General features: G+C 61.6%; 19 protein-coding genes and 1 tRNA gene. 9 read left to right on the top strand and 11 right to left on the bottom strand.

Features of this window, described 5'->3' with window-relative positions:
- Positions 1-49: 49 nt before the first annotated feature.
- Entirely contained in the window at positions 50-400 is a 351-nt protein-coding gene (locus JQ628_RS26615; protein WP_212227055.1) for a GrlR family regulatory protein, read from the bottom strand.
- Between the two features lie 337 nt (positions 401-737).
- On the opposite strand from JQ628_RS26615, the gene JQ628_RS26610 reads away from it, so the two are divergent.
- The gene (locus tag JQ628_RS26610; RefSeq protein ID WP_433996166.1) at positions 738-1,181 is read left to right on the top strand and encodes a hypothetical protein; all 444 of its coding nucleotides are present in this window, start codon (positions 738-740) and stop codon (positions 1,179-1,181) included.
- Positions 1,182-1,276: 95 nt separating this feature from the next.
- On the opposite strand, the gene JQ628_RS26605 is transcribed toward JQ628_RS26610, so the two are convergent.
- Positions 1,277-1,660, bottom strand: a complete 384-nt coding sequence (locus JQ628_RS26605) for a VOC family protein (RefSeq protein ID WP_212227118.1) — start codon at positions 1,658-1,660, stop codon at positions 1,277-1,279.
- A 438-nt stretch (positions 1,661-2,098) separates the two neighbouring features.
- Between JQ628_RS26605 and JQ628_RS26600 the strand changes: the two genes are divergently transcribed.
- Together JQ628_RS26600 and JQ628_RS26595 are read left to right on the top strand one after the other, a co-directional pair.
- On the top strand, positions 2,099-2,509 hold the full coding sequence (locus JQ628_RS26600; RefSeq protein ID WP_212227053.1) for a hypothetical protein: 411 nt from the start codon (positions 2,099-2,101) through the stop codon (positions 2,507-2,509).
- 138 nt (positions 2,510-2,647) lie between these two features.
- Positions 2,648-3,079 (top strand): hypothetical protein, encoded by a 432-nt coding sequence (locus JQ628_RS26595; protein ID WP_212227051.1) that lies wholly within the window; start codon positions 2,648-2,650, stop codon positions 3,077-3,079.
- Between the two features lie 162 nt (positions 3,080-3,241).
- Here the strand turns inward: JQ628_RS26595 and JQ628_RS34895 are convergent, their stop codons facing one another.
- Positions 3,242-3,595 (bottom strand): KTSC domain-containing protein, encoded by a 354-nt coding sequence (locus tag JQ628_RS34895; protein ID WP_212227049.1) that lies wholly within the window; start codon positions 3,593-3,595, stop codon positions 3,242-3,244.
- 113 nt (positions 3,596-3,708) lie between these two features.
- Between JQ628_RS34895 and JQ628_RS26585 the strand changes: the two genes are divergently transcribed.
- Complete coding sequence (locus JQ628_RS26585) at positions 3,709-3,972, top strand: DUF3551 domain-containing protein (RefSeq protein WP_212227047.1); 264 nt, start codon at positions 3,709-3,711, stop codon at positions 3,970-3,972.
- A 649-nt stretch (positions 3,973-4,621) separates the two neighbouring features.
- Positions 4,622-4,933 carry a hypothetical protein gene (locus JQ628_RS26580; protein ID WP_212227045.1) on the top strand — a complete coding sequence of 104 codons (312 nt, stop codon included), beginning with the start codon at positions 4,622-4,624 and terminating at the stop codon, positions 4,931-4,933.
- A gap of 1,184 nt (positions 4,934-6,117) precedes the next feature.
- Here JQ628_RS26580 and JQ628_RS26575 read toward each other — a convergent pair.
- Together JQ628_RS26575 and JQ628_RS26570 are read right to left on the bottom strand one after the other, a co-directional pair.
- Positions 6,118-7,290, bottom strand: a complete 1,173-nt coding sequence (locus tag JQ628_RS26575) for an alpha/beta fold hydrolase (protein ID WP_212227043.1) — start codon at positions 7,288-7,290, stop codon at positions 6,118-6,120.
- 41 nt (positions 7,291-7,331) lie between these two features.
- Positions 7,332-7,958: a permease gene (locus JQ628_RS26570; RefSeq protein ID WP_212227041.1), complete on the bottom strand. Its 627-nt coding sequence runs from the start codon at positions 7,956-7,958 to the stop codon at positions 7,332-7,334.
- A 306-nt stretch (positions 7,959-8,264) separates the two neighbouring features.
- Here JQ628_RS26570 and JQ628_RS26565 point away from each other — a divergent pair, with 306 nt between their 5' ends.
- Positions 8,265-8,849 carry a winged helix-turn-helix transcriptional regulator gene (locus tag JQ628_RS26565; RefSeq protein WP_212227039.1) on the top strand — a complete coding sequence of 195 codons (585 nt, stop codon included), beginning with the start codon at positions 8,265-8,267 and terminating at the stop codon, positions 8,847-8,849.
- Positions 8,850-8,904: 55 nt separating this feature from the next.
- Here the strand turns inward: JQ628_RS26565 and JQ628_RS26560 are convergent.
- Positions 8,905-8,981: transfer RNA gene (locus tag JQ628_RS26560), tRNA-Arg, on the bottom strand.
- A gap of 47 nt (positions 8,982-9,028) precedes the next feature.
- A complete protein-coding gene (locus JQ628_RS26555) occupies positions 9,029-9,289 on the bottom strand; it encodes a hypothetical protein (protein WP_212227037.1) in 261 nt (86 codons plus the stop codon).
- A gap of 230 nt (positions 9,290-9,519) precedes the next feature.
- On the opposite strand from JQ628_RS26555, the gene JQ628_RS26550 reads away from it, so the two are divergent.
- On the top strand, positions 9,520-9,966 hold the full coding sequence (locus JQ628_RS26550) for a hypothetical protein (RefSeq protein WP_212227023.1): 447 nt from the start codon (positions 9,520-9,522) through the stop codon (positions 9,964-9,966).
- Positions 9,967-9,972: 6 nt separating this feature from the next.
- On the opposite strand, the gene JQ628_RS26545 is transcribed toward JQ628_RS26550, so the two are convergent.
- The 3 genes from JQ628_RS26545 to JQ628_RS26535 form a co-directional block, all read right to left on the bottom strand.
- Positions 9,973-12,231, bottom strand: coding sequence for a cation:proton antiporter domain-containing protein (locus JQ628_RS26545; protein WP_212227021.1), 2,259 nt, complete (start codon positions 12,229-12,231; stop codon positions 9,973-9,975).
- Positions 12,232-12,339: 108 nt separating this feature from the next.
- On the bottom strand, positions 12,340-12,771 hold the full coding sequence (locus JQ628_RS26540) for a nuclear transport factor 2 family protein (protein WP_212227013.1): 432 nt from the start codon (positions 12,769-12,771) through the stop codon (positions 12,340-12,342).
- A 45-nt stretch (positions 12,772-12,816) separates the two neighbouring features.
- A complete protein-coding gene (locus JQ628_RS26535; protein WP_212227011.1) occupies positions 12,817-13,944 on the bottom strand; it encodes an S-(hydroxymethyl)glutathione dehydrogenase/class III alcohol dehydrogenase in 1,128 nt (375 codons plus the stop codon).
- A 100-nt stretch (positions 13,945-14,044) separates the two neighbouring features.
- Here JQ628_RS26535 and JQ628_RS26530 point away from each other — a divergent pair, with 100 nt between their 5' ends.
- Entirely contained in the window at positions 14,045-14,917 is an 873-nt protein-coding gene (locus tag JQ628_RS26530; RefSeq protein WP_212227009.1) for a DMT family transporter, read from the top strand.
- A 100-nt stretch (positions 14,918-15,017) separates the two neighbouring features.
- Here the strand turns inward: JQ628_RS26530 and JQ628_RS26525 are convergent, their stop codons facing one another.
- Positions 15,018-15,305, bottom strand: a complete 288-nt coding sequence (locus JQ628_RS26525; RefSeq protein ID WP_212227007.1) for a hypothetical protein — start codon at positions 15,303-15,305, stop codon at positions 15,018-15,020.
- 485 nt (positions 15,306-15,790) lie between these two features.
- Here JQ628_RS26525 and JQ628_RS26520 point away from each other — a divergent pair, with 485 nt between their 5' ends.
- A complete protein-coding gene (locus JQ628_RS26520; RefSeq protein ID WP_212227004.1) occupies positions 15,791-17,521 on the top strand; it encodes a methyl-accepting chemotaxis protein in 1,731 nt (576 codons plus the stop codon).
- The last annotated feature ends 9 nt before the right edge of the window (positions 17,522-17,530 follow it).

The following is a 17,530-nucleotide window of genomic DNA, read 5'->3' as shown; positions in this document are numbered from 1 at the left end:
CCTCAAGCCCTCCGTCCCGACTGCTTGCAGGCTACGAGCAATGACTGCCTTAATCCGCGTCCGCGAGCTTGTGCAGCGTGGCGCCAAAGATCTGGCTGGCCTTGCCGACCAGCGCGGTGCCGTTCATCACGCCGCGGGTGTCGGTGAAGGTGCCGGAGACGCCGATGCCGACCGGGGCAGGGCCTCCGAACAGCGGATTCTCATTCTGGCGCGGGGTGGTGTGCCGCTGCACCAGCACCTCGCCCTTGAAGGTGTCGTCCTTCACCGTGTAGCTGCCGGTGTAGAAAAGGTAGGCGTCTCCGCCGAGGATTTTTCCATCGCGGAACATGATAACTCCGCTGCCCTTGCCGACGCGCCCGTCGAGCAGGGTGACGTGGATCGAATACAAACCGTTCTTCATCAACGTCCCGATGCCGGCCTTCGTCGCCCAACGAAAGCCGGTTCCGCAACTATGCCAAAGCGCGGCAGGCGGTGCAACGCGGCCGCATTGACCGGTTTGGACCGCGAATCGGGAGGGCCCTCTGTTTCTGCCAATAAGTGACACCGCTGCCACGCTCAGCGAATCAAGTTGGCCCGGCACATGCATAGCTTGATGGCACTGGGGTAGGGCATTTCCCGGCCGAGTGGGAACCGGTTGGCCGCCAGGAAATGCTCCCAAAGAAACGCGTGCGCGCACTCGTATCGCAAGGCCGGTAGCCACTTTTTGCGGAGCGCGCGCCGGGTGCTGGAGCAACAAAGTGAGCAACTGGAGCAATTCCGGCGGCCATGCGGCGCGCCGTTGCGATGACATGCGTGCAGTCAAGGACCTCGATGGTGCGGCCCGATCAAGGAGAGCGCTGGGCCTCGGCCTTGCCGTGCTGCTGTCAGTGACGTCAGTTCAACTCGTTCATGCGCGCGATCCCGACGGCCGCTACGCCAATTCGCCGCTCAAGCAGTGGTTCGACAGTCTCAAGAGCGGGAAGGGACCCTGCTGTTCGGATGCCGACGGCAGCGCTGTCTCCGACGTCGATTGGGAATCGAAGAACGGGCATTACCGTGTTCGCATCGAGGGCGAGTGGTTCGACGTGCCCGAAGACGCCGTGATCACCGAGCCGAACCGCGTCGGCCGCACCATGGTGTGGCCGATCCGCGGTTACGGCGGAATGACCATCCGCTGCTTCATGCCGGGGTCGATGACATGACCGTTCCGGAGTGAGACCGGTCCGCTGTCCGCCGGAGCTTTGGCGAGGGCGGAAGCCGCGAAGCATGACAATGAGATGACATAGCGGAGTGCGGCTCACGCGTATTTCTTGTCGCGCTCCAGCAACTCGATCGAAATGCCTTGCGGGCCGCGCAGGAAGCAGATGCGTACGCCTGGGCGGATGGTGGTCGGCTCCTTGGTGAACTCGACGCCTTTGGCCCTGATCTCGGCGGCAACGGCGTCGATGTCTTTCACCGTCAGGCCGAAATGGTCGAGCCCCTGATAGGGCGTCACCGGCGGCGAATGGACGCCATCGCCGGCAGCGACCGGCGCGATGAACACATTGGCGCCGCCGAGCCTGACGTCGATCCGGCCAGGCGAGCGGACGATCTCGCCGCCCAAAATGTCTTCCAGCCATTTTGCGGTCGCTTCGGGATCGGGACTGCGCAGGTGGACATGGTCCCAGGTGACGGTCGGCATGTTGTTCTTCCCCGTGCTGATGTTGTTGTTTCGGCGCTTGCCGTCGCGGTGCAGCGCAATGTCGCAGACTGTAGCTGCGCCCTTGTCCCCATACCATGCCGACGTCCCGGCCAGGCGCCGCAATATTGCCGCTCCGGCCTGCAACTAAACGGCCTGTCAGCGATTGGTAGGGAGTGGCGGACCCCGTGCGCGGCTTTCGTCCTTGAGAGCCGCACGGCGTTTACGCCGGGGCGGCTTTTTGGTGGGCAACACAGCCGGGTCGTGCTGTGTACGCGCTGAGGTGAGGCTATGGCGTCAGGTTTCTGGTCGTCGTTGCAAAACTCCCGGGCAGGTCTCTATGCGCTGCCTGTCATCGCAATTGCCGGATGCGGCCTATGGCTGATGCTTCCGGGATCGAGTGGCGCCCAAAATTCCCCAGCCCCATCACAGCAGGACGCGGTGCCTCTCAATACTGCGGTCATACCCACGGAGGAGCCGGCAGCCTCCTCGCAACCGTCGACATCGACCGTTGGGGTTGCTCCGGCCGTTGCTCCCGCAGCGGAAGGCTCGCCGCTGGACGGGCTGAAGATCTCGTCCCAGTCATGGCGCCGGGGAGGGCTGGGCTCAAAGGCGCTCGTCACCTTCACGCTGCGCAACGCCAATGATTACGCCGTGAAGAACATCGAGATCGCCTGTAGCTTCACCCGCCGGGACGGCAGCCATCTGACGGACCGCAAGCGGCTGATCAGTGATACCGTCGAAATGAAGAGCCGGAAGACCTTTGCCAAAATGCACGTCGGTTTCGTCAATGTGAACGCCGACAAGGCCAAATGCGCGCTGGTATCCGCCAACCGCGCCTCTTCGGGCTAGAAACCCCGAAAAACCGCCGATTCTCCCGAAAAAGTGAGCGCCCCGGTTGAACCGCCAGGGGGTGGCCGGGACTAACTGGCATATCAGCCAATTCGGCCAAGGATCCGCGCGAGCCCGTGCGGGTGGAGCGGTAGGAAAATGAACCTCGTGGCGCGTTACTTCCTGTTTGTCGGCGGAGCGCTTCTGGCCGTGCTGTTCGCGTTCGATGCCTTTGCCCCGAAGGCCTCGGCCAACAATACCGCCCAGCCGACAGCCGGCGTCGACAAGTCCACCTTGCGCATCCAATCCAACCAGAAATGGCCGGAGAAGATCGTTTTCGACACCACCCAGCCGACCGTCACTCCGAAGGCGGCGCCCGTCCAGCAGGCTGCCGCACTGCCGGGCCCCGAACCCGCGCCGGAGATGTCGGCCAAGGCTCGCGTCCGCGAAACCTTCGCCCAGTTCGTGCCGGTCGAGCCGAAGGCTGACACCCCGGCGCCGCGCAAGCGCAAGGTCGCCAAAGTCCGCCACAACCAGCCGATGCGCTTTGCCCAGCAGCCCTACGGCTTCTTCGGCCCCAGCACCTGGTAAGCGGCGCGATCAAATCCGAAGTTTCGAAAGGCCTCAGCTAGAGCGGGATGACGATTCTTCGAATCGTCATCCCGCTCTAGCTTTTTGTTTGAGCATGATCTCCGCGCAAACGCTTCGCGTTTGTCGCAGGGAAAACCGGTGTCCACTTTTCCGGATCATGCTCTAGGTTGGGCCTTTTCCATTTTGCCGTAACGCAGAGCGAGGGCAGGTGAAGGGGCCATCGACATCGGACCTGGCAAAGGTCTGCCGGTAATAGTAGCCGAGCGAGCGCGCCGTCACGAACGCCTCGAAGGTCGCCGGCGGCACCTCGCAATAGTCGCGATACGAACCGCGGACGCCGACCAGCAAATGGCGGCTCACCTTGTCGTAGCAAATGCGCTGGATCATCGTGCTGCGCGGCGTATCCGTGCAGGCGAACGGGGTGAGATCGACCGGGCTGTTGGCGACGTCGACCTTTTCCGTCACCACCGGCGCGGTCCACAGCAAGGCCAACGTAGTCGCAATGGTCCGGATCACGATCTCGCCTGGAAACGAACGGACTTTCGGGACGTTGATGCAACGCCTGCACTGAGAATAGGCATTGTTACCCGATCGCGATATATGATGGCAGGCCCAAACGGGAGGTTCTGATGCGCATACTCGCTCTGACTATTTTCGCCATCGCAGCAATCGCCGCAGCACCGTCAGCGCGCGCCCAGACCTATGACCCGGCCTATCCGGTCTGCCTGCAAGTCTACCAGGGCTTTACCGACTACTATTTCGAGTGCGCCTATACCTCGATTCCGCAATGCCAGATGTCGGCCTCCGGCCGCTACGCAAGCTGCGTGGTCAATCCCTATTACAGGGGCGGCAAGAAGCCCCCGCGCAAGGCGCGCAAGCAACGCGTATACTGAGCGGATTGATCGCTTGGGGCGGTCGCGCCGGGACGGACATGCGCGTTGTCCGGGGCCGGTGGGCTCCCATTTCTGACGGGAACCGGCTAGCATCGATGGGCTGGCGGTCCATGATGATCGTCGATGCAGCCATATTTTATGAGGACAGACGCAATGAAAAGGACAGCGCTTTTTCTGGCGGCCGCCACCCTTGGAGCCACCCTTGGACTTGGTACCGTCGCAACGCCCGCGCTAGCCGGCGGATTGGTCGCCGTCGGGGGATTGCCTCCCGCGCCGTACTCCGCCTGGGGAGCCGCTCCGGTCTACTACGGTCCCTACGCGCCACTGGCGTACGACAGCTATGTTTTCGCCTATCAATACCCGGTCTACACCGGCCGCACCGTAACGGCGGTGGCTGTCGAACTTGGCAATTCTCGTTTTCGGCACCGGCGGGTTACTGGCCCGGGCGTTGCCTATTACAGCACTTACATTCCGGGCCCATATCGTATTCGTGCGAACTGGTGAACCCTCGCAAGGGAAGGGGAATGGCACCCTGTGAGATTGCCGTTCCCAATCCCTCCAGCTCCGGCGCCTGATCGCTCGAGCGACTTTCAGTTCGCGCGCCGTGCGGCCTTGAGGTCGCAGGCAACCAGCGGAAAGGAGACTCGCCGTGAACCGCTCCAAACACATTGCCTTGACCAGGGTTATTCCAGTCGCGGCTCTTGTTTCGGCCAGCATGCTATTCGCGCACGTTGCAAGCACTGAAACGGCTGCGGAAGTGATCGCAGTCCAGGTACGGGCCCAGGGCCATGCTTGCGGTAAAGCGCTGCAAGCCACCCGCGAGCCAAAGCTGTCGAAGCCCGACTACGACGTCTGGCTTCTCAAATGTGACAACGCGACCTACCGCTTTGGCCGATACCCAAACCTGCCGGCCAACATCGAGAAACTGAGCGATGACGAGGCCGCAGGCCGCAAGAAGTGACGGCGCGGCTCGGCCGGGTGCCGTCGGCGCACGTCTGGCCGGCGCTCGTAGAGCGTTGCTGCAACAACCCCGTTTTTCTGAATGTGCTGAAACCGATGCTTAATTGTAGAGACGGAAACGGCTTGAGCTGGTCGGCCGGAGGCGCATATTTGCGGCATGTCAGGCGCCATATGGACCACCGAGCATTTTAGCTGTCCCGATTGCGGGTTGCCCTATACCGCGACACGGGAGGATCAGCCGTGCAAGCGCTCCGGCAGTTTTAGCTGCGAGGTTTGCGGATCCAGCGTCCACGCATGGTCCGGCAATGTTGATTTTTTCGGATGGAAAGCCGCTCAGCCAAGATCCCCCGTCTTTGGGAAGAGGTGGGGCTAACGAGACCCTGTTTCTCGCCGCCAGCAAACGCGAGCGGTGTGGTCAGCGCACTGACTGGTTATCCCGTTCGATTGGCTTCAGCATCCCCGACAAATCGTTTTCATCTTCGCATCCAGCTTCGAGTTCTCGATTTCCAGCACGTCGACGTGTTGTGGCTCCTGGCTGCTCGAGGATTTCGATCTGGTCGGCGCAACGCGAGCTTCGGATGTTTCGGGGGTCACAGGCCTGGACCTTTTTGTCCTGCCCGCGGCGGGCGGCGGCGCAGCCCCTTCATAGCAAGAGATCAAATCGCCGGCGCCTTGCATTGAGTTGCAACCGGTTTGCGCGCTGCCAACATCGGCAGACAAGCAAAGCAAGACCACCAATCCTGTTGTCCGCATTTTCATTTCATACGACAGAGTTGCGATGCAACGTCATCCGCGATGCGGAGCGCCCTGTCGGATACCGGCAAGGCTCGACCGCATCGACAGTTCATAGATCAGATTCAGTACACAAGCCAACATGATCCCCTCCATAACCCGCAAGAAGGTTGCGCCAGGATTGTTTCAGATCGGCTTCATGGCCGAACAGAACGGCTTCTTTCACGCGAGAGTTATAGGAGAACGATTCAGGATTCCCGTCTCATTGACCAAAATCAAAAAGACTGGCTTGCCCGAAAGGATGAAAATGGAGCCGCTATGCTATTGCAGTATCTCTATAATTTCGCGAGCGCGTTACGTTAGCGCGCTTGGAAAGGAGGCCTTTCGTCCACTTCTACGTAAGCCTCTTCTCCGCAACAGCATCAAGATCGCGACGCATCGGGTCTGGAATGTCTACTTGCCTGCTTTCGGCGGAACATCGCCCAGCCACTGCATGAACTCGTCGACATGCGCTGCCCAAAGATCGGGACGCGTCATGGTGAAATGGCCGGGCGACGATGGCGTTCCCGCTTGAATCACGTACCGGCCTTGCCTGAGCTTCGGGACGAGCCGTTCGAGGACCTGCAACTTGTCGGGATTGAATTCGTCGTCGGAAAAATTGAGCGCATAGAGCTTCGTCTTGATCCTGGAGAGCCCAGGCTCAGGATTATAGCTGAATGAGGACTTGAGTGAATAGAGGATATCGTTGGGGTCGATATGCTCGGCCTGTACACGGGTGGTCGCAAGAAATTTGTCAGCCGCAACGCCGTTAGGGATCTGTTGCTGAAGGGCCGCAGCGCTGTCGATCATCATTCGAAGCACGCTGAAACCATAAATCCAGCCGCGCGGAGTCTGCGTGTAGTTTCCGTCGTTCCAATCCGGGTCTGAACGAATCGCGTCGATCACCATGCGCCGCCACAGAAGGTTGCGGCCCGAGACCGTGATCGGCAACGAGACGACAGGCATCACGCCGTCCATCATGTCGGGGTAGGCTTCGGCCCATTGCCACGCATTCATGCCGCCCATGGACATGCCGAGAATGGCGTGAAGGTGCTTGAGGCCCAGCGCTTCGGTTACCAGCCGGTGCTGAAGATCGACGATGTCGTCATAGTCGTAGTCCGGAAATTTCGCCTTCAGGGCATCGCTCGGTTTGCTCGATTGTCCGTGACCCACGTTATCGGGAAAAATCAAATAGTAGCGGCTCGCATCGAGCGGGCGGCCCGGGTCGAAGAGCGCCTTCGTATAGGTCGCGTCCAGCAGGGTTCGGCCGTCCGCACCGGTCCAGTGCAGGACCAGGACAGCGTTGTCGATGTCACCCTTAGCGTTGCGGTGCGGTGTGCCCAGTGTCGCATAGTGAATCTTCAGCCGCTCCAGGGTTTCGCCGTTGCGGAACTTGTAGTTATCGAACCAGGCGTCGGCCTGAATTGCAGCGGGATTTACCTGTCGGTCCCATGGTGTAGCCGTGCTGCTGGTAGCCTCGGCAGGTGACGAAGCTGCTTTTGCAATTCTGTTATTACCAGGCATTGCACCGGACACCAGGAGGCCGAGCAACGCGCAAGCCGCGGCACGACTACGTTGAGACTTCACAGTGGCCTCCTTTGCCGTTCAAATGGCGTTCGACGTTTTTGCTAGGCTCGGACAGCATCACTCTTCACCTTGTGTTCGATGCCAACGTGACGATGCAACAGGTCGAACGCCATGATGTGGCTCGCACCCGAAATGCCGACGCCGTAGAGCGGGATCAGCGCCATCGGCAAAGTCTGTATGCCAGCCATGCGAGGGTCATTGAGGAGAAACAGAGTCAGCCCGGTGCCGACGGCCACGACAAAATCGGCGAACCCAACGATATGGAAGATCAGATATCGGTTACGGTTTTCAGGCAGCAGGGTGACGCCGAGGGCCAGCAGTCCGGCAACGAGATCGCCCCATCCGGCATTCCGAACAAAGACTTCGGGAAGAAGGTTGTGTGCGCCGTACCAAAAGAAAAGTAACGCCGCCCCAATGCGCCAGATATGGAACGCCGTTAGCGACCGCAACCCAATGACTTCGATATACGCACGAAAACCCTTCGACATCGCGTAGACAACGACGGGCACCACGATCCCCAAGGCGATGATGGGCGCGAGCAAAAATGGATTGATCGCACTGTAGACCCCTGTCTCGGCGGCGATCGCCACTGCCAATCCCCAGATTGCCAGCACAGTCAGCAGGACGTACGTGCCGCGGCGTTTGCGGGTCTCAATTTCCAGATCCATGAGATATCTCCATTGAACTGCCGTGCAGATTTTCTCTGCCGACATCTCTCACCCGCGACTTCAGCTGCGCTCGCGCCAGGGCGGCCATCAGCGTTCGCCGGCCATGGCAATAACTCTAATAATAAGAGCTACGGCAAACAAGCGCGATCAAAGGGATTTGAACGGAGCGTGAGATTTGGGGTCGTCCGAGCACTGAACACGCTTCGCTCTGCGTGAGTCCGATTGAAACAGTCGAGTTCCCCGACTAATTAACTCTCGTTATAAGAGCTTGGCGATTTTGCCGCATAGTTCAGGGTGAAATGTTTCATGCGCTTAAAGGATTTTGACGGAATGGTATGTTCGATCGCCGGTACGATGGCGGCGATCGGCGATCGTTGGGGCCTGCTGATCCTGCGCGATCTCGTCCTGGGCCTCAGCCGATACGAGGACTTTCGCCAATCGTCTGGCGTGACCAACGCGACCCTTAGCGACCGGCTCAAGCACCTGGAGGCCAATGGCCTCGTCGAGCGGCGGCGGTATCAGCTGCATCCGGAACGGTTCGAATACCTTTTGACCCCAAAAGGAAGACTCATCGCACCGATGATGCCGGTGCTTGCCCAGATAGGAGATCGCCTGCAGGTCTCCGGCGCGCCAGCGCCACCGCTGAAGTTTGTGAACCGAAAAACAGGTGCCGAAATACGTTGGGGTCTTTTCGATGGGAAGAGCGGCAAGCGGGTCAGCCCCTCCGATCTCGAAATCAGGGAAGGCGCCGGTGCGGACGACCTGGTTCGTTGGCGACTATCGCGCAAGGAGCCTGGAAACAGAGATCAAGTCAACGACGCGGCTCGTTCGCCGAACCGTGCGTCACCTGCAAAACCGAAGAAGCTCTCGACCAGAAGGCGACGCCCCTAACGCCGCCGCAACAGTGATCCACCCCCCGGTGCGGCAATTGATTCGGAGTAGTGATTGGCGCGCTCGGAAGGATTCGAACCTCCGACCCTCGGAATCGAAATCCGATGCTCTATCCAGCTGAGCTACGAGCGCCTGCGGCAGCGATTATCAGACTTGGCCTGACGGGACCAGCCGCCCGCTCAGTTGCAGGGGTGCCGGCGACGGTCCTGGCCGATATAGGCGGCCGCGCCCCGGTAGCAGCGGACGGTAGCCGGGCCGTCGTAATAGGCGAAGGTGCCCGGCGTGAAGCCCGGGCCGTAATTGTGCAGGTAGCTGATGGAGTAGGGCAGCACATAGTGGTGCCGATGATACCGGTGGTGATGGCGCGCTTCGGCGAGGCTCGGGGCGATGGCAACGGCCGCAAGCGTTACGGCGGCGGCGAAGAGCTTCACGGGGGTCATCACGATTCTCCGGTATCCTATTGAAAACCGGGACTTTTGGGTCCGGTTCGGTTCCATTTTACGCGCTCCCGAGGCAGAAAACTGCGGGAAAATCGCCACAGACCACAATTTTTGGCCGTTCAGGAATGCTTAACCAAATCCCAACACAGTCCCGCCAGAGTTTTGGGGCTTGGTCCTGCCTTAGGACCGGTTCCCGACGTATTTTGACAGGCTGCCAGTACCCTCGACCCATGCGCATCACGCCCCTTGTCCTGATCGGCCTCCTTGCCTTTGCCGCGGTGCCGGCCAAGGCCGACCTGCATATTACGCGGGATCACGGCGGTTATGTCGAGGAGTACAAGGCCAAGTATGCGCGCATCCGCGACCGCAAGGAGCGCGTCATCATCGACGGCATCTGCAATTCGGCCTGCACGCTGGTGTTCGGCATCGTGCCGATGAACAAGATCTGCGTGACGCCGAAGGCGAGCGTCGGCTTCCACCAGGCTTATTACGACAAGGCCTTTACCTTCGGCATCAAGGTGACCAGCGCCGAGGGCACCTCGGACCTGATGTCCTATTACCCTGAAACGGTGAAGGACTGGATTCGCCGCAATGGCGGGCTCACGCCGGAGATGAAGAAGATCAAGAACGGCGGCGAGCTCTGGAAGATCGTCGATCCCTGCCCGGAAGAGTGGTAGCCGCATTCACGCCTTTTGCGGCGCTTCGCCGTCCGCGATCAGCAGCACCGACACCTTCGATTTGCTCAGGACAGTCTGCGCCACGCTGCCGAAATTCAGCCTGTCACCTGGAATGCGATCGACGCCGAGCACGACGAGATCGGCGCCGCTTGAACTGATTTCCTCCAGTATCGCTTCATCGGGCGCCGTGTTGGCGCGCAGCGCTGTCTTGACCTCGACATTGTAACGAGCGGCCGCTGCGGCAGTGTCCTTCAGGATCGCTTCCTCGGGAGCAAGCGAAAGGCTGGCGCGGCGCCGGCGAGCGCCCTTGTCGCGCGTCGTCGAGACGTAGACGATTTTCAGCGGGGTATCGTGGAGGCGCGCGAGAGTTATGGCTATTTCGGCGCCACGCCGCGAGACGCTGCTTCCGGATACCGGCACCAGGATATTGAAGCTGGTCGTCGCAGGCGGCTCCAGGTGAAGGCCTTTTGCGGCGACGATTGCCATCGGTCCCTTGAAGCCGGCTGCGATGTCCTCGATCTTCTTGTCGAAATCGCCCCTGGCATTCAGCACCTTGTCCATACCTATGACGACGAGGTCGAACCCTTTCTTGGCTTCGTCCGCAATCGCTTCCGCCGGCTTTTCCTTGCGATCGCGCGTCGTAATGTCGACCTTGCCGGTGCTGTCCTGATCCGCTTCGGCGATCGCCCTGACCGCATTCCTGACGATCGCTTCGAGACTTCCTTCGTCGTCTCCTTTCTTCTCGCGCTGTTCCGTGCGGGGATCGACATGGAGCACGGTGATTGGCAGGCCCCGCCCTCCGGCAAGCACACCGGTAATGTGAGAGGCGAATTTTGCATTGGCGCTCTCGTCGGCGGCGAGCAGCAACCGCTCGAGATTGGCGACGAAGCCGCTCTGTTCGAACTCCTCCCGCTCCAGCCGGGCCTTTTCGTCCTTGCCGAGCGGCAGGCGGGACAGCGCGGCGCGCAGCATCGGCGGCATCGCCATGGTGGTCAGGATCGCCATGGTCACGATCATCGAGAACAGATTCTGGCTCAGTACACCCATCGACAGGCCGATGGTGGCGATGATGACCTCGGTCGAACCGCGCGCATTCATGCCGGCAGCCAGCGCGTAGGACTCCCGCCGCGTCAGGCCGCCAAGCGCGCCGCCAGCGAAGGCGCCACCGAACTTTCCGATGCTGGCGATCAACACCAGCGCGACCGTAAGCATCGCCAGGTTCGGGTCTTTCAGCACGGTCAGATCGGCGCTGAGACCGGCAAGACCAAAGAAGACCGGCATGAACAGGCTGCTGATCAGCCCGCGCAGCCGCTCGTCGATCTGCCGGGTGAGGATCGGAGACTCCCCGACCAGCACACCGGCGATGAAGGCGCCGAGCACCGTGTGCACGCCAATCAGATGCGTGATCATCGCCATCACGCTCATCAAGAGCAGGATCACGGTGATGACAGCCGCAGAGCTCACGAGATGGTCATTGGCCCAGCGGATAAGCCGGAAGACGATCCGCCGGCCGATCGTAAAACTCACGGCGAGGAAGGCAAGCGTACCGAACAGCGCCTTGCCGACGGAGTAGACGTCGAGGCTGCCCTGGGAGGCGAGGCTGAAAATCATGGCAATGATGATCCAGCCGACGGTGTCGTCGATGATGGCGGTCGCGACGATGATCTGCCCGACGTTGCGGCGCATGAAATTCATTTCGCGCACCACGACGGCCACGATCTTCACCGAGGAGATCGACAGCGCGGTGCCGAGAAACAGCGACGCCACCAGACGGGCTTCCGGATGCGGCAGCAGGTCCGGCGGCAGGAACTGGCCGAGCGCAAAGCCGCAGGCAAAGGGCACCACGATGCCCGTTATCGAAATCGAAGCCGCAGCCCTGCCGACCTTGCGCACCAGCTTGAGGTCGGTCTCCATGCCCGTCAGCAACAGCAGCAGCAAGATGCCGAACTGCGCGATGCCATCGAGCAGCGCTTTTTGTTCCGCTGACGGTGGAAAGATCGCGTGCTGCGCTTCAGGCCATACCCAGCCGAACAGGGAAGGGCCCAGAATCAATCCGCTCAGTAACTCACCGATAACGGAGGGCTGGCCGATCCGCTGCATCACTTCGCCGAGGCCGCGGCCGACGGCGATCAGCAGCGATATCTGGACCAACAGCAGGAATTCGGACGGCTTGCCGGCCTTGTCGCCGTCCGCGCCCGCCGCCGAGACCGTCAATAAGAGTGCCACCCCTGCCCAGAACAGCGACTGGAGCAGTCTCCATCGCATTCGCGCTTCCCCCGTGAGGAAGAGCAACGAACGGACTGGCTGGAAAGTTCCCGGTTCTCCGCCGAGCGTCGTGCGGTTCGTTTGAGTTTCCGCCACGTGGAGCGGACTTCAGATGATGCCGTGCTTCTTCAGGAGCGCCTGCTCATCGCCTGACACCCAGCCGAAAACTTTCGGCTCTCCCTCCAGCTTCTGGACGAAGTAGTGAACATCGAAATCTATCGCTACATCCGGTTGATCCTTGCGGGCATAGGTCGCCGTCCAGGCAACATGCGCGACGCAGTGATGGTCATCTATGGACGACAGGCCGACACTACGTATCCGCATTTCCTTCGTCCCCATGGCCCGATAGCGCGCATAGCCCTGCGCCATTACCTGCTTGAGGTGATCGTCGTTCTTTCCGGCCATCACCCCGGCAGGCGAGGCGGCTATGAACTCGGAAGCATACAGCGCGGCGACTTCATCCAGGTCCATGTCGCCGCCGATGGATCGATTGAAGATGCTCTCGTACTGCTCGAAGAACTTCCTTACGCTGGCTTCCATCACTGTTCTCCAGGTGCAGCGACGATCAGGTGCGCACGGGCAGCCCTAGAACGTCACCACGCCCCGGATCGATTCCCCGCGCTTCATCAGTTCGAACGCGTTGTTGATCTCGGCCAGCGGCATCACGTGCGTGATCATCGGGTCGATCTGGATCTTGCCCTGCATGTACCAGTCGACGATCTTTGGTACATCGGTGCGGCCGCGCGCGCCGCCGAAGGCGGTGCCTTTCCACACCCGGCCGGTGACGAGCTGGAACGGCCGCGTTGCAATCTCGGCGCCGGCCGGGGCTACGCCGATGATGATCGACTGGCCCCAGCCGCGGTGGCAGGCTTCCAGCGCCTGCCGCATCACCGTGACATTGCCGGTGCAGTCGAAGGTGTAGTCGGCGCCGCCGATCTGGTCGGCGCCTGATTTGGTCATGTTGACGAGGTGAGGGACGAGGTCCTTGCCGACTTCCTTCGGATTGACGAAATGCGTCATGCCGAACCGCTCGCCCCATGCCTTGCGGTCGGGGTTGATGTCGACGCCGATGATCATGTCGGCGCCTGCGAGCTTTAGTCCCTGCAACACGTTCAGGCCGATGCCGCCGAGGCCAAACACGATGGCCTTGGCGCCTTCCTCCACCTTGGCGGTGTTGATGACGGCGCCGATACCGGTGGTGACGCCGCAGCCGATATAGCAAACCTTGTCGAACGGCGCGTCCTCGCGGATCTTTGCCACCGCGATTTCCGGCAGCACCGTGTAGTTCGCAAAGGTCGAGGTGCCCATGTAGTGATGGATCGGCTTGCCGCCGATCGAGAAGCGCGAGGTGCCGTCCGGCATCAGGCCCTGGCCCTGGGTGCTGCGGATCGCGGTGCAGAGGTTGGTCTTGCGCGACAGGCAGGACGGGCACTGCCGGCATTCCGGCGTGTAGAGCGGGATGACGTGATCGCCTTTCTTGACGCTGGTGACGCCCTTGCCGACATCGACCACGACGCCGGCGCCCTCATGGCCGAGGATCGCCGGGAACAGGCCCTCGGGATCGGCGCCGGAGAGGGTGAATTCGTCGGTGTGGCAAATGCCGGTCGCCTTGATCTCGACCATCACTTCACCTTCGCGCGGCCCCTCGAGCTGGACGGTCGTGATCTCCAGCGGCTTTCCAGCTGATGTGGCGACGGCGGCGCGAACATCCATGGCGGTCCTCATTCTTGTTGGTCGTTATGTGAATTCGCGCGAGGGGCTTTGCGCGGGCGGGCTTGCCGCATAGCACAGGATCGGGCAGTCAGGGCAGCAAATGAGCAGCGACTTCGACAAATTTGCCGCGCGCGCGGCGCCGGCGGTTTTCGTGCTGCTCTGGAGTACCGGCTTTGTCGGCACCAAATACGTCGTCAACAACGCCGATCCCCTGACGTATCTGGCCATCCGCATGGCGCTCGTCGTCGTCCTGATGGCGATCATCGTCGCCATCGCGCGGCCGGTATGGCCTGATCGTACCGAGATCGGCCACAGCATCATCGCCGGCATTCTGGTGCACGGGTTCTATCTCGGCGGCACGGCGGTGGCGATCTCGCTTTCGATCCCGGCCGGCCTTTCGGCGCTGATCCCGGGCCTGCAACCGATCCTGATGGCAACCATCGCCAATCGCTGGCTGGGCGAGCGCGTCACGCCGCTGCAATGGGCGGGTCTGGTGATCGGGCTCGGCGGCGTTGCGTTGATCCTGCATGACCGGCCGATGACCGGGCAGGCGGGCTGGGGCTGGTTCGCCTCCGCCGTCTCACTGGTCAGCATTACGCTGGGGACGCTGTATCAGCGGCGCTATTGCAACCGGATCGACTGGCGCAGCGGCAATCTCGTGCAGTTTGCCGCGGTGACCGTGTTCTTCACGGTCGGTGCGTTCCTGTTCGAAGATCGCGTGGTGCACTGGACGACCGAGTTCATCCTGGCGCTGGCCTGGCTCGCGGTCGCGCTGTCGATCGGCTCGATCGGGCTGTTGTACTGGCTGATCCGCCACCAGGCGGCAACGTCGGTGGCCAGCCTGTTCTATCTGGTCCCGGCCGTGACCGCGGTGATGGCCTTCGTGCTGTTCAATGAGCGGCTCGATGCGATCGCTATTACCGGCATGGTCATCTGCGCGGCCGCCGTGTTTTTGGTGAACCGGCGGGCTTGAGCGACGTGTCTTCGTCATTGCGAGGAGCGAAGCGATCCAGAACGGGCACCTTCGCTTTGGCTCTGGATTGCTTCGCTTCGCTCGCAATGACGATGGAAGCTCAGCGCTTGGACTTCTTCGCCTTCTTTTTCTTGCCGGCCTTCTTGCTCGCTTTCTTCGCGCCCTTCTTGGCCTTCTTCGCTGATTTCTTGACTGTCTTCCTGGCGGCTTTCTTGGCCTTCTTTTTCTTCGGCGAGACCTTCTTCACCGCCTTCTTGACGGCTTTCTTCGCCTTCTTCGCGGTCTTCTTGACTGCGGTAACGGTGGTCGTTGCAGCGTCAGCGGTCGCGCTGGCGGCACTGCTGACCGCGTCTGCTATCGTATCCATTACGGGCTTGTCGTCGTCCATTCTCATCCCCCAGGGTTTTGACGAGGTTGCAACGATAGCGTGAATCTTTTGCGCGTCAAATTTGACTCGCTGTTCATCGCTCGCGGATCGCTGTGCAAGCCTTCAACGCGCACTCGTCTCGATGATCGCCTCGCGAACGATCTCGGCAACGACCTTGACGGCGCACCCTTACGGAGCGTCAGCGATGCGCCGGCGAATTGCAGGATGGCGTTCAATGCTCGTGGCGAATGTGCGAGCCACGACCGCGCGCTAGCGGACGCGGGGCCGGTAGCTCAATAGCAACTCAGCTCGTCGAGGATGGAGACGGAGGGCCGGCGTACCGGAGGATCCGAGCAGGCGAAGCCGTCGCGAAACCAGACGATGATTGGGCCGGTCATTGCTCGCATAAGTTAGGGCGCCGGCTGAAAACATTGCTCAGGGTTGCAATCTTAATCCAATCGTAAACAAAAAACGTCAAATGTGAGCCGTTTTGGGAGCATTTCATCATGTCCAGCGGTTCGTTTGGGAAGTTCCTGCCGTCACTCAAGATCGGGACCAAGGCCGTCATCTGCGCGGGCGTTCTGATCGCGCTGAACACGGGACTGGTGGTCGGCGCCGCCTGGTGGTCACTGACATCGGAGTTCAACCAACGCGCCCTGCGGGATATCGAGGTCAACCTTCGTACCCTGGCGATGACCTTCTCCGAGGCCTATGGCGACGCCCGCATTGCGATGAAGGACGGCGTGGTCGCCCGCGCCGAAATCGCCCGGATGCCGGAATTCAAGGATCATGCGATCGTCGATCGCGCGGTGTCCTATGTCGGCGGCAACGCCACGCTGTTCGTCTATGACGACGCCAGCAACCAGTTCATCCGCCGCTCCACCAATCTGAAGAAGGAGAACGGCGATCGCGCCGTCGGCACTCAGCTCGCTCCCGATCACCCCGGGCAGGCCGTGCTGCGCCGTGGCGAGGCCTATAAGGGGCCGGCGGTGCTGTTCAGCAAGAATTACATGACCGCCTACTATCCCGTTGTGAATGCGACCGGAAAGGTCATCGGCATTCTCTATGTCGGCATTCCGATGGAGCAGTTCGAGGGCATGCTGGCGCATGCGATCAAGACCATGGCGATCGCGGCCGGCGTCGCCGCGCTGCTGGTGCTGTTGTTGACCATGCTGGTGGTGCGCCGGATCACCAGGCCACTGGGCTCGGTCACGGCGTCGTTGACGGCGATCGCGAACGGCAACAGCGACATCGAGATCAATTATCACGAGCGGGCGGACGAAATCGGCGAGATCGCCCGCACCATTGCGATATTCAGGAGCAACTCCCAGGAGCGCCATCGCCTGCGCACCGAGCAGGCTGCGGCTGCCGCAGCGGCGGCCGAACAGCGCAAGGCGGAGCTGCGCATGTTCGTCGACGAGTTCCAGGCCGGGGTCGGCGGCATCCTCGACAAGGTGCTCAATTCCTCCGGCGAATTCGAGCGCGTCGCGCGCCAGCTCACCGAGACCGCGCGCTCGACCGCCGAGCTTTCCGGCGAATCCGCCAGCGCCTCGGAAGCGGCTTCCGAGCACGTCCGCGCGGCGGCTGCGGCTTCCGACGAACTCTCCAGCTCGATCGCCGAGATCACCCGCCGCGTCCAGGAATCGAACGGCATCGCCGCCGAAGCGGTGCGCCAGGCCGAAGCGACCGACCAGCGCATGAGCGAGCTGTCGCAGGCCGGCACCCGCATCGGCGACGTCGTCAAGCTGATCACGACCATCGCCGAGCAGACCAACCTCTTGGCGCTCAATGCCACCATCGAGGCCGCTCGCGCCGGCGATGCCGGCCGCGGCTTTGCCGTGGTGGCACAGGAGGTCAAGAGCCTCGCCGGTCAGACCGCCAAGGCCACCGAAGAGATCTCCAGCCAGATCGCCAGCATGCAGCTTGCGACCGAAGAGTCGGTCGGCGCGATCAAGGCGATCGGCCAGACCATCGAGCGCATCAGCGACATCGCCACTTCGATCTCGGCGGCGGTGGAGCAGCAGAGCGCGGCGACGAAAAACATCGCCCAAAGCGTGCGCGCCGCGGCGAGCGGCACGGCGGGCGTTGCCGTCAATGTCGGCAACGTCGCCCGCGGCGCCGAGGAGACCGGCGAGACCTCCAGCCGGATGTTCGCATCCGCCCAGGCGCTGTCCGGCGAGAGCCTGCACCTGAAGGCCGAGGTCGAAAAATTCCTCGACGGGGTGAGGGCGGCGTAGCGCCTGGTC

The organism is Bradyrhizobium lablabi (genome assembly GCF_018129385.1).
In the GTDB taxonomy this organism is placed as follows: domain Bacteria; phylum Pseudomonadota; class Alphaproteobacteria; order Rhizobiales; family Xanthobacteraceae; genus Bradyrhizobium; species Bradyrhizobium lablabi_C.
The sequence above is the reverse complement of the archived record's forward strand: the minus strand, read 5'-3'. Positions and strand labels throughout refer to the sequence as shown.

Bases quoted from the DNA above. Each gene is read 5' to 3' on its own strand.
- JQ628_RS26615 (WP_212227055.1), bottom strand. From the start codon at position 400: ATGAAGAACGGTTTGTATTCGATCCACGTCACCCTGCTCGACGGGCGC.
- JQ628_RS26525 (WP_212227007.1), bottom strand. From the start codon at position 15,305: ATGGACGACGACAAGCCCGTAATGGATACGATAGCAGACGCGGTCAGC.
- JQ628_RS26530 (WP_212227009.1), top strand. From the start codon at position 14,045: ATGAGCAGCGACTTCGACAAATTTGCCGCGCGCGCGGCGCCGGCGGTT.
- JQ628_RS26595 (WP_212227051.1), top strand. From the start codon at position 2,648: ATGAACCTCGTGGCGCGTTACTTCCTGTTTGTCGGCGGAGCGCTTCTG.
- JQ628_RS26570 (WP_212227041.1), bottom strand. From the start codon at position 7,958: ATGGATCTGGAAATTGAGACCCGCAAACGCCGCGGCACGTACGTCCTG.
- JQ628_RS26565 (WP_212227039.1), top strand. From the start codon at position 8,265: ATGCGCTTAAAGGATTTTGACGGAATGGTATGTTCGATCGCCGGTACG.
- JQ628_RS26585 (WP_212227047.1), top strand. From the start codon at position 3,709: ATGCGCATACTCGCTCTGACTATTTTCGCCATCGCAGCAATCGCCGCA.
- JQ628_RS26540 (WP_212227013.1), bottom strand. From the start codon at position 12,771: ATGGAAGCCAGCGTAAGGAAGTTCTTCGAGCAGTACGAGAGCATCTTC.
- JQ628_RS26520 (WP_212227004.1), top strand. From the start codon at position 15,791: ATGTCCAGCGGTTCGTTTGGGAAGTTCCTGCCGTCACTCAAGATCGGG.
- JQ628_RS26545 (WP_212227021.1), bottom strand. From the start codon at position 12,231: ATGCGATGGAGACTGCTCCAGTCGCTGTTCTGGGCAGGGGTGGCACTC.
- JQ628_RS26555 (WP_212227037.1), bottom strand. From the start codon at position 9,289: ATGACCCCCGTGAAGCTCTTCGCCGCCGCCGTAACGCTTGCGGCCGTT.
- JQ628_RS26550 (WP_212227023.1), top strand. From the start codon at position 9,520: ATGCGCATCACGCCCCTTGTCCTGATCGGCCTCCTTGCCTTTGCCGCG.
- JQ628_RS26605 (WP_212227118.1), bottom strand. From the start codon at position 1,660: ATGCCGACCGTCACCTGGGACCATGTCCACCTGCGCAGTCCCGATCCC.
- JQ628_RS26535 (WP_212227011.1), bottom strand. From the start codon at position 13,944: ATGGATGTTCGCGCCGCCGTCGCCACATCAGCTGGAAAGCCGCTGGAG.